Source organism: Tychonema sp. LEGE 07196 (genome assembly GCF_963890365.1).
Classification (GTDB): domain Bacteria; phylum Cyanobacteriota; class Cyanobacteriia; order Cyanobacteriales; family Microcoleaceae; genus Microcoleus.
This window is the reverse complement of the sequence record NZ_CAWPRX010000207.1, coordinates 23,845-38,020: the sequence shown is the minus strand read 5'-3', so window position 1 is coordinate 38,020 and position 14,176 is coordinate 23,845. Positions and strand designations below refer to the sequence as shown.

Below are 14,176 nucleotides of genomic sequence, written 5' to 3'. Positions count from 1 at the left end.
TTAGCCAGCGACGAATCAGCCGCACTGGTAATTGCTCGCAGGGCTATGAAATTAGGTGAAAAAATACCTCGCTCCTTAACCGCCTATTCTGAGGTGAACTCGGAAAAGCACGAGGAGAGCGAGTGGAACCAACTAAATAAAAAGATCAAACGTTCCGCTAAAATATCACGTCGTTGTGATTATTATAGCGTTTTTAACTGGAGTTTCTTGGTCAACCTCGACATTGGGGAAGCGTAAAGCGCTAAGAAAGAACGTTTAAAGCTTATACCGCAGAGCTTACCCAGGTTTACCTAGGTTTTTATAAACGGCAAAGTTAAGGGAAGGCAGAAGGTATTCGATTTTAGATTTTAGATACTTCGGCTTGCTTAGGCTACGCCAGCGGACAAGTCGCGAGCGTACAAGTTTTTGATTTTAGATTTACTTGCAGCAGCGTTCGTAGTGTGAACTATAGTCCGCAGCTTTTTCGGACTAAAGTCCTTACTACGAAACAATCTTAGTGCTGTCAATTGACCGGATACGATATTACAGCTAAGGCCGGCAAAGTTATATAAAAAAAACCAGGTTTATTTGGTAATTGCAGTGCGTCCAAGATTGTCATTTTTCCGATAAGTATTGGGCAGGAACGGGCTAAAATCGGGATTTGAGGTCAAAAAGCCGATTTTTAGGGTGGAAAAATTTTACTGTTTTAAAAATTTAGTGTAAAGTTCGATTTGGCAAAACACTTTGCTTTACCAAACATTCACATTTCGCCTTTAATCTGAGAATAAGTTCTGATTGTTAAAAAAAATGTTAATTTTGAATGCCAAACGCATCTTGGTAATTGACGATGCGGAAGATATTCGGGAAGTGGCTCAAGTGAGTCTTGAGGTAGTAGGCGGCTGGGAAGTCCTGACGGCGAGTTCTGGCCGCGAGGGCGTGGCTAAGGCTCTTGCAGAACAGCCTGATGCTATTCTCTTGGACGTGATGATGCCGGATCAAGACGGGCCTACTACTTTTAAACAGTTACAAGCTAATGATGCTACGCGGCACATTCCGGTAATTTTATTGACGGCTAAGGCTCTCGCGAGCGATCGGCGAATGTTCGCAGATTTGGGCGTTGTCAGTGTGATTGCTAAGCCTTTTGAACCGATGTTTTTGGCTACTATGGTGGCTCAAGCTTTGGGCTGGGAGGAAGCAGAGGAAGCATAGATCGATCGCCCCTATTGAATTCTGTAGCCTTTAAAACAATTACTCCTGCTGAGCGATCGGAATAATAATAATTGGCAGGAGTATTTTGCTTTTTGTAACAAGTTGCTCATCTTCATAAGTTCTTCAGTTTTTAGTTTTAGTTTTATTACATGGTCGGGGATCGCTCCTGACTGTTGGCAGACACCTTTGGAGAAGACGACTATGCCCTCAGCTTACATTTTACTACTGATAGTTTCTCTGGCAGCCGTCTGGATTTACTGGCAAACCTCTCAAGATATTTTTGTGCTTGTGGCTGTGGCCGGACTAGGTTGTTTTCTTTGGGGTTTTTGTGTCGCGCCTTGGATGGTTCAGCTTCTAATTGTAGTGTTACTGCTGAGTCTTCAAAAGTGGTACTTACGAGACACTCAAAGTTGTGAGTGAAAAAATATTTTTTGTTTTGTCTGAAGTTAATATCCGCCTGCATTAATCAATCTCTGCAATGAATTGCCGATCGCTCCACATCTTAAATAAGGTTTAAAATATCATGAATAGTTGCCCTTGTTGTTCTTCTACACTCCTCCGCCACGCTAGCCACAATCGCATTTACTGGTTCTGCTCCCACTGCAGGCAAGAAATGCCGGATCTGTCGGAGATGATTTTAAATAACAGTCTGCGGTCTCGCCAACGGGACGGTTTAGTGAAGCTTCCTGCTTTGACTCGTAAATCGAGGATGTTGGGTTCGGTAGGAATTGCTTAGGAAAGCTGGAGTTTGACTGACGATAAATATTCAGACGAAAAAAAATTTGATAGTACCATCGGTTTTAATTTTTAATAAAAAATGCAAAATCCCCTTCATTATCAATGAAGGGGACTTATTAGCGGGGGGCGATCGCACTTACTTGTAAAGGGGGTCGATCGCCACAAATTACAGCTCTTGTATGGAGTTAAGCTGATTACATCAAACCGATTTGAGAGAGAATGCCTTGACCGGTGAGGAGTTCGGTAGCTAAGCCGATCACAAAACCTAGCATTGCCAAACGACCGTTCCAAGTTTCAGCAAACTCTGTGAAGCCTACTTTTGCGTCTTTGTTTTGCACGATCGGATACCTCGTTTAATTTCAACCTTATGTAACTAAACTTAACACAACAGTAGAAACATTGCAACATATTTTTACATTTAGTTTTCAAATGTTGGCGATAAGTGGGATGGGCCCACGGGGAGAGGGGTTTGTGGGCGATCGCACATGGGAGGCGAGAAACCGGGTTTCTGAGGGTGCGTAACAGGCGGTATCGGGTGGGCGAAAATCTCAAAGGGCGATCGTACATGGGGGGCGAGAAACCGGGTTTCTGCCGATATTTCTCGTGACTCGCCGCCAAAAACTGGTAGAAACCCGGTTTCTGAGGGTGCGTAACTGGCGGTATCAGGTGGGTGAAAATCTTGGTGACATCCTTATATAAGAATGTCAAAAAAACAATTTTTAATTAATACTTGACATCCAATAATTAGAACGTTAGGCTAAAAGCACAGCTCAAACTAAATATCCCATTCACAGTCAAAGAATGTTGATTGAGTCGTCTTAGCTACAGGGTTTATAGAACTGTAACCAGCTTCTAGCACCCGGTTGAGCGGAAAGTAAGTCTAATGTCGTTTTAATAAGTTAAAACAAGCTTAAAAAATCGAAACATTATAGAGTTAGATTTCCCTTCAACGGGCTGCTACTAAGCTCGTTACAGTTCTATAAACCCTGTAGCTAAGACGCTAATCAAACTTCTACAAAATAACAGTATTTTATGGTAACAGATTGTCCTGTGCCGAAATCTTCATTTTTGAGTAAATCCACAGACAACACTCCATTAATACTAAATGCGTGATATGTCGAGGCTGTCCAGTCCACCTAATTTTAGGAAATGATACAATGGCGGACAATCATCGAACCACAGGTAAACAAAAAAGCCAGTCTCAGGGAGTTGCGATGCTTTGGGATGGTCAGAACGTCCACTTAAAGCAAAAGGAAGCTGAATTTTTGGTCGCTTTTGCCAAATCACAAGGGCGTTTAGAATGCCAAAAATTTTACTATAACTCGCAGCACAAAAATCAAGTTGATAACAAGAATCGGCTCCAAAAGCTTGGTTTTGAAGGCATTGATGTCCCCGACAGAGACAAAAACAGTGCAGATAAGCAATTAGTGTTTGACTGTACTCAACTATTTGCAGTTAAACCTTCTCCTGCAATAATTATCCTAGTTTCAGGAGATCGGGACTTTGCAGGTTTAATCGCTATTTTGAAAGCTTTGGGTAAAACAGTTATCGTGTTTGCACGACGTCAAAGTGCTAGAAAACAATTGATTAACCTTGTTGGTGAGAATAACTTTCATGATGTAGACGAATTACCTAATTTCTGTGCAGGATTGAAATCGCAACTAAAAAATCCCAAACACTTGTCAATACAAGCAGAGCAATTACCTGCTTGAAGTAACACAGTCCGCCAGGGAATTGATTTCCTGGCTAATAGCGAAAGTCGGTTGAAACCGACTGAAGAAAACTCAAAAAATATAATCTTCAGTCCTCGGTCGAGGACTTCAGCTATTAGCCAAGGGTTTAAACTCCGGGCGGAATAACGCCAAAAATGCGAAATATCTGTTACAATAAACCTCGCCGCAGATAGCAAAAATTCAGTTTATTTGATAAACTAGATTTTCCAATTCAACCGCCATCTGCGGCTCTTTCATGTCCGCCAACATAACAACACGAAACTCCAAAATCAATAAGAATTATCAAACTCCCATGCTATTAACTAACCAAACAAAAGAAATCGAAATAACCATTCCCCAATTCCAGAATGAAAAACTCTTGCGCCAAGCCCTAACCCACCGTTCCTACGTTAACGAAAATCCCACATTCCGCGAAGAAGACAACGAACGCTTAGAATTTCTCGGCGATGCTTTGCTGACTTTTCTCAGCGGCGAATATCTTTATCAGCGCCACCCTGAAATGGGAGAAGATCAAATGACTCGCCGGCGTTCTGCATTGGTAGATGAAAAACAATTAGCCAGATTTGCTACTGAAATCAGTTTAGACTTAAAAATGCGGCTCGGAAAAGGAGCTTATCGAGAAGGTGGGATTACCAATCCAAATTTACTCAGCAGCACCTTTGAAGCATTTGTTGGCGCGTACTATCTCGACACGCAAGATATGGACAAAGTTCGCAACTTTGTGTGGCAAATGTTTGATTCTGTACCCGATAATGTGGTGGAAACGCGATCGACTGTAGACTCGAAAAACCGCTTTCAGGAGTGGGTACAAGCCAACGGTGAAGCGACTCCGCCTAAATACGTCACAGTCCAAGAAGGAGGTACACCCCACCAGCCCAAATTTCTCGCTAAGGTTTATGTTGCAGAGAAATGCTATGGAGAAGGGAAAGGCAAAAGCAAGAAAGATGCTGAGAAAAATGCGGCAGAAGATGCGCTAGCAAAGCTGAAAAAACGCGGACCGATCTAAACGTGCAAATATCAGTAACAACTACTAGCTTTTTTGCACGATCACACAATGGGGCGCGCCTCCCCAACCTGCGGATAAACGAGCAAAATTAAGGAAATAAACAACAATAAAATGCTACCTAAAGCTACTCTTTCTTTCGGAGAGTAGAAGCTTTTTTAGCAACCTGAATTAAACCTTGAGGCGACATATATTTATCCACAGTGATGCGAGAAATACGGTAGTTATTTTTAAGTCTGTTTGCTCTGAAGAAATTGTCATTGTACAAAAAACCAGTTAAATGATATTTAGGCAAAATCTTTTCCACTTGTCTGTTTGATGCGCCGTAGGGATAAGCTATGTGAGCGCCAATAATCTTATTTTTGTCCATATCTCCCATACATTTTATCAATTCAGACTTAGATTGGGCAATTTCAAATTCTAATTCCTTTCCGCTAATCTGAGTTAAGTTTTTGTGAGAAAAGCCGTGAGATTGAACATCATAAAAACCTTTTTTATATCCGTCTCTTAAATCATGGCAACTAGCGTGGGATATAAATTTTTTTCCCATATCCACACCTAAAAACTGAGGATTGACAAATAACACAAATTTGCCTTTTTTCTTGTGGATTCCTGAAAGTTTTTCTAAGACTGGAAGTGCATTTACATGAACGCCTTTATACCCGTCATCAAAGGAGATCATAATCGGTTTTTGACCCAATCTTTGAGCTGGTATTGGCTGGGACTTTTTGATAAAGTATATGTACAGGTCTTGAGATGATAATAACCAATAGTTTTCTTTCATTATATATTCTAAAAATACTGAAAAATCTTGTTTGGTGTAGTCTATGGAAAAAGCAAGGCGCTTTGGTGGGACTTGGGCGGGATTGCGAGTGTCTACAATGTCGTGAAAGCCGATTAAAGGGATTTTGATGAAATTAGATTCTACTGTCCAGCCAGAAATACCTATACAGATGCCAAATATTAGGAATAAATAGAGGGGTTTGGCTTTCTTTAGCAGCCGAAACATAAATTTTCTCACAAGTTTTAGGTCTTTCGATAATTGCTCGAACTTCATAATGTATTTACTAATTTGTGTGCTTTTTGTCTATACTCTTAATAGAGGCAAATTCAGCTAAGTTGACATTTTTGTGATATTTTTTGGGAATATAGGTATAGTGTGCGAGGCAGTAGGTCGATCGCCCAAAATGATTTCGATATCCACAATTAGGCTATAATCGGGGCTGGCGCGAGTGTTACCGCCGTCTATCGAGGGTTGCAATGGCAGAAATCCGTTGACGAGTGCCCGAGTGTCGATCGTAATTTTGGAAAGATTCATAACAATTCATGTCTACTCAAAACCCGACTACCCTAACTGTTGAAGCAGCACAGCAAACCCTCAAGGATTTTACTTGTCTGGATATGCAATCTGTAGCGTCGCCGCTGGAAAAACAAGCGCTGCGTCAAGCGATTTTGCTGGTAGCAAGTTTGTCGGATTACCAAATGCTGGGAGTTTGCGCGGATTCGACGGCTGAGGGTTTTTTAGCTTTAGAAACTTATTTGAAAGCTTTGGGATATCAAGCTGTTTTAGATCCAAATGCTGGTTCTACATTTACTGGTTCGGTTTATATTAAGTTCAATACTTTGAAGGGTTCCTATTATGTTGACGGTTATACCGGAACTTACCGGGGCGTTTTGGTGTCGTGTCAATTTTCTTCGGAAGATGAAGTTAGCGGGACTTACGGCCATTTACCTCTCGATTTGTTTGTTGATTAATTGGGCATCGGCCAAACAGGGCATCGGGCATTGGAACAAAAAACTAACAACTAACAAATAACAAATAACAAATAACAAATAACAAATAACAACAGCCAACAGCCAACAGCCAACAGTCAACAGCTAACTGTCAACTGTCAACTGTCAACTGTTAACTTACCCATTACCAATTAACCCTTACCACCGCTCAATTCGGGTTCTGGTTCCGGTGCATTTTCTTCGGGCGATATCCCCAAAATATCGCTGTACAAATTGACATATTTCTTGGCAGAAATATCCCAGCCAAAATCTTCTCTCATGCCGCGTTGTTGCAGTTCTTTCCACTTATCTTTGTAGCGGAAACCTTCCCATGTTCGGATCATGCAGGTGAACAAGTCGAGGGGTTCGTAGCGATCGAAGCAGTAACCTGTACCGGTATCATTAATTGGGTCGTTGTGGGAAACGGTATCGACTAAACCGCCGGTGCGGCGCACCATTGGGACGCAGCCGTAGCGGAGGGCGAGCATTTGGCTGATGCCGCAGGGCTCGAAACGGCTGGGCATCAGGAAGGTGTCGCAGCCTGCGTAAATGCGCCGGGAGAGAGCGTCGTTGTAGAGTAATTGGGTGGACATCCGACCGGGATAGCGGGCTGTCATTTGCCACAGTTGGGTTTCGTAGTAGCGATCGCCCGTTCCGAGTACAATAAACTGAGCGTCGGTATAGGCCATGAAGCGATCGAGCATTTGAATGATCAAATCCAATCCCTTCTGTTCTACCAGCCGCGTCACCATGCCCATTAAAAAGGCACCTTTATTCACTTCCAAACCGACTTCTTCTTGCAGCGCAATTTTGTTAGCTGGGCGCTTTTCTAGCGTATCAACACTGAATTGTTGATGGAGGTACTTGTCAGTTGCTGGGTTGTAAGATTCTGTATCAATTCCGTTCAAAATTCCCGAAACTTTGCCGCCGATGTAAGACAGCAAACCTTCCAAAGTTTCGCCGTAAGCTGGGGTTTTGATTTGCTCGGCGTAGGTTGGCGAAACTGTATTTACGCGATCGGCAAACTGTACTGCCGCAGCCATTGTATTGTGACCTTGCATATACCAAGGACACCAAGTCATCTGTTCCAAACGCCAGCGCCACGGCCCTTGATAAGCTAAATTGTGAATAGTAAAAACTGTGCTGATATCAGGGTCAGGGTTCATCCAAACAGGTATCATCCCCGTGTGCCAGTCGTGACAGTGGATAATTTGGGGTTTCCAGTAATTCCAGGCAAATTCAGCGGCAGCATTAGCAAAAAAAGTGAACCTCCAATCTTCATCTAAACCGCCGTAAACGCGGCGCGGCAAGAAAGATGGATGTTGCAATAAGTATAAAGGTACATCGGTTCCCGCCAAAACACTTTCAAAGACTGAAAAATTTTGGAACATCGCCGCCCCATTCCAAACAGGTTTTTTGGGAACGTCCATTTTGTCGGGAACGAAGCCGTAGTAGGGCATGAAGATGCGGACATCGTGTCCCATGCGCCGCAGAAATTTAGGCAAAGCGCCGACGACATCCCCCATGCCACCTACTTTTGCGAGGGGTGCTGCTTCGGCGGATACAAATAAAATTCGCATTATTTTTGTGTGTTCCTTGGAATAGTTAGTCTAGAGTGAAATACCTAGCACTGACCTTCGGTGAGCGTGTAGGCTTCGTGTATCATCTGCCGTTGCTCTGTTGGGTATCTCATTACTGAGATTCGTCACTGAAGACGATCCGAGTCTGACACTGCATCTCTAGCTTTGCAGCCTTTATCCCTTCGTAGGGAACCCACGCAGAAGTCCTGTTTCCCAAGACCAAAAACTGTTTTCGTACAACAAACATGGTTTATATTTTACGGTAGGGCGTTACCTTGCCAACCAGCGGTCTGTTTTTTCCCCCTTTCTCTCGCAGTTATCCTTGGTAAGCATACTACTGCTACTGTGACCTGTTGTTTGCAGTCGAGTGGGTGGGTCGCAACCACTTATATCTTACAAGTTTTTTTGCTAGAGAAACAGTAAATTGTCGCTCTTTTTCATATACCTTGCTTGGCTTATATCCCAACGCTGAATTGAGTACAATTACAGCGTGGGACTTACGCCAATTGAGTTAAGGAAATAGCGATCACCTTTTCCATCCCCTCTCATAGAAAGTGCGATCGCCCTCTTGACAGATTAGGAACAATTCCCGACTAATTTTGAGAATCTTCCTCAAAAGTTTCCTCAAATCCAGCTAAAAAGTCATCCAAAGCGATCGAGGCGATCGCCAAATTAATACTATCAGCATCCTCCAATCCCCACACATTCACCCCAACCACTTGACCGGCCATATTAATCAGCGGCCCGCCGGAATTTCCCGGATTAATCGCCGCATCAGTTTGCAACACCCTCACCTCAGCAACCCGATCCTCTTCGTCCCCTTCCTCAGACTCGTCAGGTTCGCGAATTGCAGTAATAATACCTTGAGTTAAAGTTGCAGCAAACTGTCCCAAAGGATTACCCACCGCAATTACCGGATCGCCCACTTTCACATCAAAATATAACTCTAAAGGAGGGTGTTCTTGGGGAGATTCCACTTGTTCGCCTGTTTCCGGATCGAAGGTAAAATCGCTAATCAAAAGTAATGCTAAATCTTCTTCAGCATTACCAGTAAACACCACCTCCGCCAATCTCAACTTTCCGTCATTAGTTTCTACTAAAACCTGTTCAATTTCATCTTCTTCATAGAAGTAATCTTCATCCGCAATATCTTCGATAACGTGATAGTTAGTGACAATTATGTCTGGCGATACAAAAAAGCCGCTTCCCGAAGAAATTTCTTGTTCTGTATCCCAATCCATCACGTAAACTGAAACTATCGACGGCAAGATTTGTTCGACGACATCCGAGAAACTTCCTGCTTGAGTTTTGAACTCTTTCAATTGCTGCTGCAAAGCTTTTTGGTCTGCCTGCATTTTGCGATAAAGTTCCTGAACTTTTTTCACTTCCAGCTTTAATTGAGTTGCTCTAGCGCTCATGTTTTTGCCTTTCCCTAAAATAGATTGCTGATTTATTTTGGATGTTTGATTGTAGATTTTGGATTGGTATGTTGACAAGAATCAGACTAAGACCCAAGAAACCCGGTTTTTCCGAAAAATCCTAGGCTTTGCACCCCGGCATTCATCCATAAACCTGTTTTCTCAACAGCAGCCCTCTATTAGTCAGATATTTGTGAAATCATCCGCAATTTTCTCTAAAATTCCCATCCAACACCTAGAAACATACTGCTAATTCACTCGTTTTTGTCAAAGCGAACCGCCAGTTATTTTTTTTTCAATAAAAGGCGATATTTCGCGTTTGAACGCCTTGACAAATAAATGCTGACTTGGTTTAGGAACCGCGTTGAACTTTGATAAAAATTTCCTCCAAAATTTCGCTGGCTCCCTGTTTGCGCAGGCGATGAGCGAGGTCAATTCCCAGCATTTCAGCAGTCTCGGCAGCGCCGGAAACAGTATCTTTGACGAAGCGCTGGCCGTCGAGACTCGATACCATTCCGGTTAAGGTTAATTGACCGTTTTCTATTTTGGTATTAACGCCGATTGGTACTTGACAGCCGCCTTCTAATTCCCGCAGAAATGCGCGTTCGGCATAACATCTTTGGGCGGTTTCCGTATGTTCGAGAGCTTTGATCACTGCCATGATTTCTGTATCTCCAGCGCGGCATTCGATGCCCAAGGCACCTTGGCCGACGGCGTGAAGGGAGATTTCAGCAGGGATAATTTGGTGGATGCGATCGCCCATTCCCAATCTTTCCAATCCTGCAACTGCTAGAATAATGGCGTCGTAACCGCCATCATCTAATTTAGCGAGTCGAGTATTGAGATTGCCGCGAATATCTTTAAATTCAAAATGAGGGAAATGGTGCCGCAGTTGAGCCAGCCTCCGCAGGGAAGAAGTGCCGATTACGGAACCTGCGGGGAGGGTATCTAGTTGCTTGTCTTTGTGCTTGGAGTGAACTACCAAGGCGTCAGCGGGATTTTCCCGTTCGGTGACGCATCCTAAAATTAAACCTTCGGGCAAATTGGTAGGTAAATCTTTGAGGGAATGAACGGCAAAGTCCGTTTCATTGTTAATCATCCCCGTTTCTAATTCTTTGGTGAAAAGTCCTTTGTCGCCGATTTTAGCGAGGGCGACATCCAGAATTATGTCCCCTTGGGTGGACATGGTGTGGACTTCAAAAGTGTGTTCCGGGAAGTGTTTCTGTAGCTGTTCCTGCACCCAGTGGGTTTGCACTAGAGCGAGTTGGCTTTTGCGGGAACCGATGCGGACGGTTCGGGAGGGGGCAGATGTGGTTGGGGACATAATATCGATTGGAGGATAGCTTGAAATCAGCCAATATATTCACCTGATCTAGCGTACCGCAGGTGGTGACTTTAATTGCTGGTTGGCACAATTAGGGGGATAAAACTGAGCCGATCGACCTGGAGAGCGAAAGGCAGCCGACGGTGTATGATTTGCCTAGGGTCGATCGGGCCCAAGCTGGTTTAGCTGAAGAGTTTGCTCCCAGGTTGCAGGATTTGAGGAGAAAAATGTGGGAATAAGGGGGAAAGGGCGATCGAACTTCTCAAGCCACCGAACAGTTTACCATAAAAAGTCAATTTGTCAAATTACTAAAATCCTAAAACTATGAAAAGCGCTCTGGATGTAGCTCGTTACTTTTTATGTCGTGTCGATCGAGAAGCAGGCGATACTATTTCTCCTCTCAAACTGCAAAAACTCGTTTATTACGCACAAGCTTGGAGTTTAGTCTTTAGAGGTCAGCAGCTATTTTTTCAAGATATTGAAGCTTGGGTTTCCGGCCCCATTGTCCGCCATGTTTGGGATGAGTACAAAGCTTACAAATATACCGATATTCCCGCTCCTGATAATTTTGAGGTAGAATTTGAAGAAGATGAGATTGAGGTACTCGAAGAAGTTTGGAATGCTTATGGAGAATTAAGTGCTAAACATTTGGCAGAATTGACACAATCTGAGACACCTTGGCTCAACGCCCGCCAGGGATTAGAACCTGCGGAAAAATCAACTAAAATCATTTCCCACGAGGATATGAAATCCTGCTATGCACCTTTGGTGGAGGCGTAAGTGGGTAAAAAAAGTCAAATACCAAAGCCACCTCAAAACAAGCAACAAAGAAGAATTCCAGAGCAAGCAACTCAGTTAAATCGACCAAGCAGTAGAGATGACGAGCATCCTAGCTTCAGATTCACTTATGCAGATAAAAATCGTTGGCTTCTATCTGACTGGACATCATCAGAAATCAATGACCTAATTGAATGACTCAAGAAAATTGAGAAATATACTTGGGGTCAAATCAAAGGTCACGGCTCAAAAAAACGAGGTGAATCAGTGGGAACGGGTTATAAGTTGATTAACATTCATCCGACTTTGCCTGACAATATTCCTGAAGATGAGAGATTATCAGAAATGCGAATTGATGAAAAAAAACGGATATTTGGGTTTCGCGTTCAGTCTGTTTACTACATCATTTGGTTTGACCGCAACCATTCAGTTTGTCCAGAATAAAGTTTATGAGTAATGAAAATATCGATTCCCTAGGATGCGGAAAACGCGCGCGTACCTTTTCCATTTACCCGCAAAATTTAACGTTGTCCTGCTTGAAGTGCAGAATTTGCTATCCGAACAACTTCTGACTGCCTTCCATTTTTGAGACTTACTCGATAAAGCACACCCAGCCTTTGCCACTCCACATAAGAAATGCAGTAATTACCACAAGTCTGGAAATAAATTCCCCTCATTCCGCCTGCTAATTCAATGCTTCTATAAGTATCTTTAGGCAATTGTGAAGGAGGCGAAAACGGTTCATTTTTTTTAGCTGTGATTGTGCCAAAAGCACAAGCTCCGGCGCGGCAGTCTTTGCCTAAATACATTTCAACAATATAACCGTGGGAGCCAGCTTGCACGTCAAAATCAAGTTGCTGAGTGTCAGATAAAGGAAGTATGCTCGGTAGAAAAACAGGTACTCGTGTTTTGCCTTTGATTTGCTGAGAAATGTTACTTACTGGAAAACGAGTATTAGCTTGATTTGTACCTGAATTGTTGGGAATTGGGGGAAATTTTTGGACAAAGTTTCTCCATTGTACAACTCTGGTTTTCTCAACGTTCAGAGTAGGAATAGAATATTTTTCTACAGCAACAGATGGCTGGCCGCCTGGAAGGTCGAAATTGCGGCGAATTACTGTAATTTCTGGTTTCCCTAACCCGTAAGTTGTGGCTGTGGTACGGGCGAGATTGCAGCTAATTTTGAAGTTTCCCATGTCAATGTTGCCATTTGCGGCTCCGTAAGACCAATTGTAACCGGCCCTAGTGCGATCGCGATCGCACAAAAAACGCGAAATCTCAAACATCTTGGCAATATGAACATCGTACAACCGCAACTTGGAGCTGCCGGCAGATTGTGTAGTATTGCGATCGGGCACAATAAATTGTGCGGATTGCCAGCCATCTTCAGAAGTATAATTAAACCAGCGAATTTCTGTTATTGGCGTTTCTGTCCTTGCTAGGGCTGAGTATGGTATCAAAACTGCGTTAGCGAAGCCATCGAAGAGGATCGTCAAAGCAGTAACCACACCAACAACAATCGCCCCAAATAGCCATCTTCCCCTCATCATAATTTCCCTCCAAGTAGACAAGCATAACAAACCATATTACATTCGGCTGCGGCTTACTGTCGGTTAACATTTATAGCCTTTCTTAAACAGGTGAGAAGTCAATCTATTTTAAATTTTAGATACTTCGATTTCGCCCTACAACTTTTAGATTGAAGGATTGAGAAATTGAAGGATTGACCGCTCATATCCTGTCCGGTAGATTGCCACCAGAAAAAAGGTTCGTAGCGCAGACTAAAGTCCGCATAATGAACAAAATTTTATCGTCATCAATCGAAATGACTTGATATCAATACCTCATTTTTCACTTTAACTGCCATATCATACAATAACAGTAAGATACGCCCAAACGACGCACCCTACATAGTTATTTTCTGTATCCAAGACTGCAAAAATTAACGTTTTTTCGCTAAAATAGCAGAATTAGCTGTTAAAATTAAATCCGATTCACCTCCGTTTTTAATTGATATGGTATACATAAACCCCTGTTTTTTCCACTGAATAGATGCCGTGCAGTAAGCACCGCAACCGCTGTGAAAAACTCCTTTCATTCCGCCGGCAAGTTGAACCTTTTTAAAACTCTTAGTTACCCCTTCTACTTTCGTAGAAAATTTACCGCCTTTTTGAGCTCGAATTTCCCCAAAATTGCAAGCTCCCGCACCCCGGCAATTTGCTGTATAATCTATTGAAATAGCATAGCTATTCGGTTGCGCTTGGCTGTAATAGTAAAGCTTCCGCGCAACAATAAGCCGAGTGGGAATAAAAATCGGCACTTGTGTTTTGCCTTTTAATTTTGCCAAGATTTGACTTACCGGGACAGCAGTACCCGCTACAGCCACAGATTGGGTTTCCGGCAACCGCTGCGACAATTCGCCCGCACCCAACACTCGCGATACAGGTACTAAAGCGGTCAACACGCACGCAGAAGTCGCCAAAAGTAATAATTTATTGTTCACTGTTTTTGTCCTAGATGTTGAAACATTCCCTTTTTGTCCCTAACTGCATTCACCTATTTACAACGATACTCCACAATACAAAAATCATCAGATGGATTCCAGAAAAAATAGTTTAATTTTTGTTTACAAATTCGCCAAA

The 14,176-nt window shown here is 42.9% G+C and carries 15 protein-coding genes and 1 pseudogene; 8 read left to right on the top strand and 8 right to left on the bottom strand.

Features of this window, described 5'->3' with window-relative positions; translation table 11 throughout:
* The 3 genes and pseudogenes from AACV78_RS25920 to AACV78_RS25910 form a co-directional block, all read left to right on the top strand.
* Nucleotides 1-237, top strand: a pseudogene (locus tag AACV78_RS25920) (hypothetical protein); the annotation flags it as partial.
* A gap of 549 nt (nt 238-786) precedes the next feature.
* Nucleotides 787-1,188 carry a response regulator gene (locus AACV78_RS25915; RefSeq protein ID WP_194010660.1) on the top strand — a complete coding sequence of 134 codons (402 nt, stop codon included), beginning with the start codon at nt 787-789 and terminating at the stop codon, nt 1,186-1,188.
* Nucleotides 1,189-1,389: 201 nt separating this feature from the next.
* A complete protein-coding gene (locus tag AACV78_RS25910) occupies nt 1,390-1,608 on the top strand; it encodes a hypothetical protein (RefSeq protein ID WP_194010659.1) in 219 nt (72 codons plus the stop codon).
* Nucleotides 1,609-2,120: 512 nt separating this feature from the next.
* Here the strand turns inward: AACV78_RS25910 and AACV78_RS25905 are convergent.
* On the bottom strand, nt 2,121-2,264 hold the full coding sequence (locus tag AACV78_RS25905; RefSeq protein ID WP_194010658.1) for a chlorophyll a/b-binding protein: 144 nt from the start codon (nt 2,262-2,264) through the stop codon (nt 2,121-2,123).
* 876 nt (nt 2,265-3,140) lie between these two features.
* Between AACV78_RS25905 and AACV78_RS25900 the strand changes: the two genes are divergently transcribed.
* Both AACV78_RS25900 and rnc read left to right on the top strand, forming a co-directional pair.
* On the top strand, nt 3,141-3,638 hold the full coding sequence (locus tag AACV78_RS25900) for an NYN domain-containing protein (protein ID WP_194010657.1): 498 nt from the start codon (nt 3,141-3,143) through the stop codon (nt 3,636-3,638).
* A gap of 313 nt (nt 3,639-3,951) precedes the next feature.
* On the top strand, nt 3,952-4,665 hold the full coding sequence (gene rnc, locus AACV78_RS25895) for a ribonuclease III (protein WP_194010656.1): 714 nt from the start codon (nt 3,952-3,954) through the stop codon (nt 4,663-4,665).
* A 124-nt stretch (nt 4,666-4,789) separates the two neighbouring features.
* Here the strand turns inward: rnc and AACV78_RS25890 are convergent, their stop codons facing one another.
* Both AACV78_RS25890 and AACV78_RS25885 read right to left on the bottom strand, forming a co-directional pair.
* The gene (locus AACV78_RS25890; protein ID WP_194010655.1) at nt 4,790-5,719 is read right to left on the bottom strand and encodes a polysaccharide deacetylase family protein; all 930 of its coding nucleotides are present in this window, start codon (nt 5,717-5,719) and stop codon (nt 4,790-4,792) included.
* A gap of 57 nt (nt 5,720-5,776) precedes the next feature.
* Entirely contained in the window at nt 5,777-5,980 is a 204-nt protein-coding gene (locus AACV78_RS25885; protein ID WP_194010654.1) for a hypothetical protein, read from the bottom strand.
* 8 nt (nt 5,981-5,988) lie between these two features.
* Between AACV78_RS25885 and AACV78_RS25880 the strand changes: the two genes are divergently transcribed.
* Nucleotides 5,989-6,417, top strand: coding sequence for a DUF1824 family protein (locus tag AACV78_RS25880; RefSeq protein WP_194010653.1), 429 nt, complete (start codon nt 5,989-5,991; stop codon nt 6,415-6,417).
* A 170-nt stretch (nt 6,418-6,587) separates the two neighbouring features.
* Here the strand turns inward: AACV78_RS25880 and glgA are convergent, their stop codons facing one another.
* From glgA to hemC, 3 genes are all read right to left on the bottom strand, one after another.
* A complete protein-coding gene (gene glgA, locus AACV78_RS25875; protein WP_194010652.1) occupies nt 6,588-8,015 on the bottom strand; it encodes a glycogen synthase GlgA in 1,428 nt (475 codons plus the stop codon).
* Between the two features lie 593 nt (nt 8,016-8,608).
* Nucleotides 8,609-9,433 (bottom strand): S1C family serine protease, encoded by an 825-nt coding sequence (locus AACV78_RS25870; protein WP_194010651.1) that lies wholly within the window; start codon nt 9,431-9,433, stop codon nt 8,609-8,611.
* A gap of 352 nt (nt 9,434-9,785) precedes the next feature.
* Nucleotides 9,786-10,757: a hydroxymethylbilane synthase gene (gene hemC, locus AACV78_RS25865; RefSeq protein WP_194010650.1), complete on the bottom strand. Its 972-nt coding sequence runs from the start codon at nt 10,755-10,757 to the stop codon at nt 9,786-9,788.
* Nucleotides 10,758-11,081: 324 nt separating this feature from the next.
* Here hemC and AACV78_RS25860 point away from each other — a divergent pair, with 324 nt between their 5' ends.
* Both AACV78_RS25860 and AACV78_RS25855 read left to right on the top strand, forming a co-directional pair.
* A complete protein-coding gene (locus AACV78_RS25860; protein ID WP_194074348.1) occupies nt 11,082-11,537 on the top strand; it encodes a Panacea domain-containing protein in 456 nt (151 codons plus the stop codon).
* A gap of 264 nt (nt 11,538-11,801) precedes the next feature.
* Nucleotides 11,802-11,978 carry a hypothetical protein gene (locus AACV78_RS25855; RefSeq protein WP_193974101.1) on the top strand — a complete coding sequence of 59 codons (177 nt, stop codon included), beginning with the start codon at nt 11,802-11,804 and terminating at the stop codon, nt 11,976-11,978.
* 77 nt (nt 11,979-12,055) lie between these two features.
* On the opposite strand, the gene AACV78_RS25850 is transcribed toward AACV78_RS25855, so the two are convergent.
* Both AACV78_RS25850 and AACV78_RS25845 read right to left on the bottom strand, forming a co-directional pair.
* Nucleotides 12,056-13,084, bottom strand: a complete 1,029-nt coding sequence (locus AACV78_RS25850) for a hypothetical protein (protein WP_228042459.1) — start codon at nt 13,082-13,084, stop codon at nt 12,056-12,058.
* 392 nt (nt 13,085-13,476) lie between these two features.
* Nucleotides 13,477-14,037, bottom strand: a complete 561-nt coding sequence (locus AACV78_RS25845) for a hypothetical protein (RefSeq protein WP_194010646.1) — start codon at nt 14,035-14,037, stop codon at nt 13,477-13,479.
* Between the last annotated feature and the right edge of the window lie 139 nt (nt 14,038-14,176).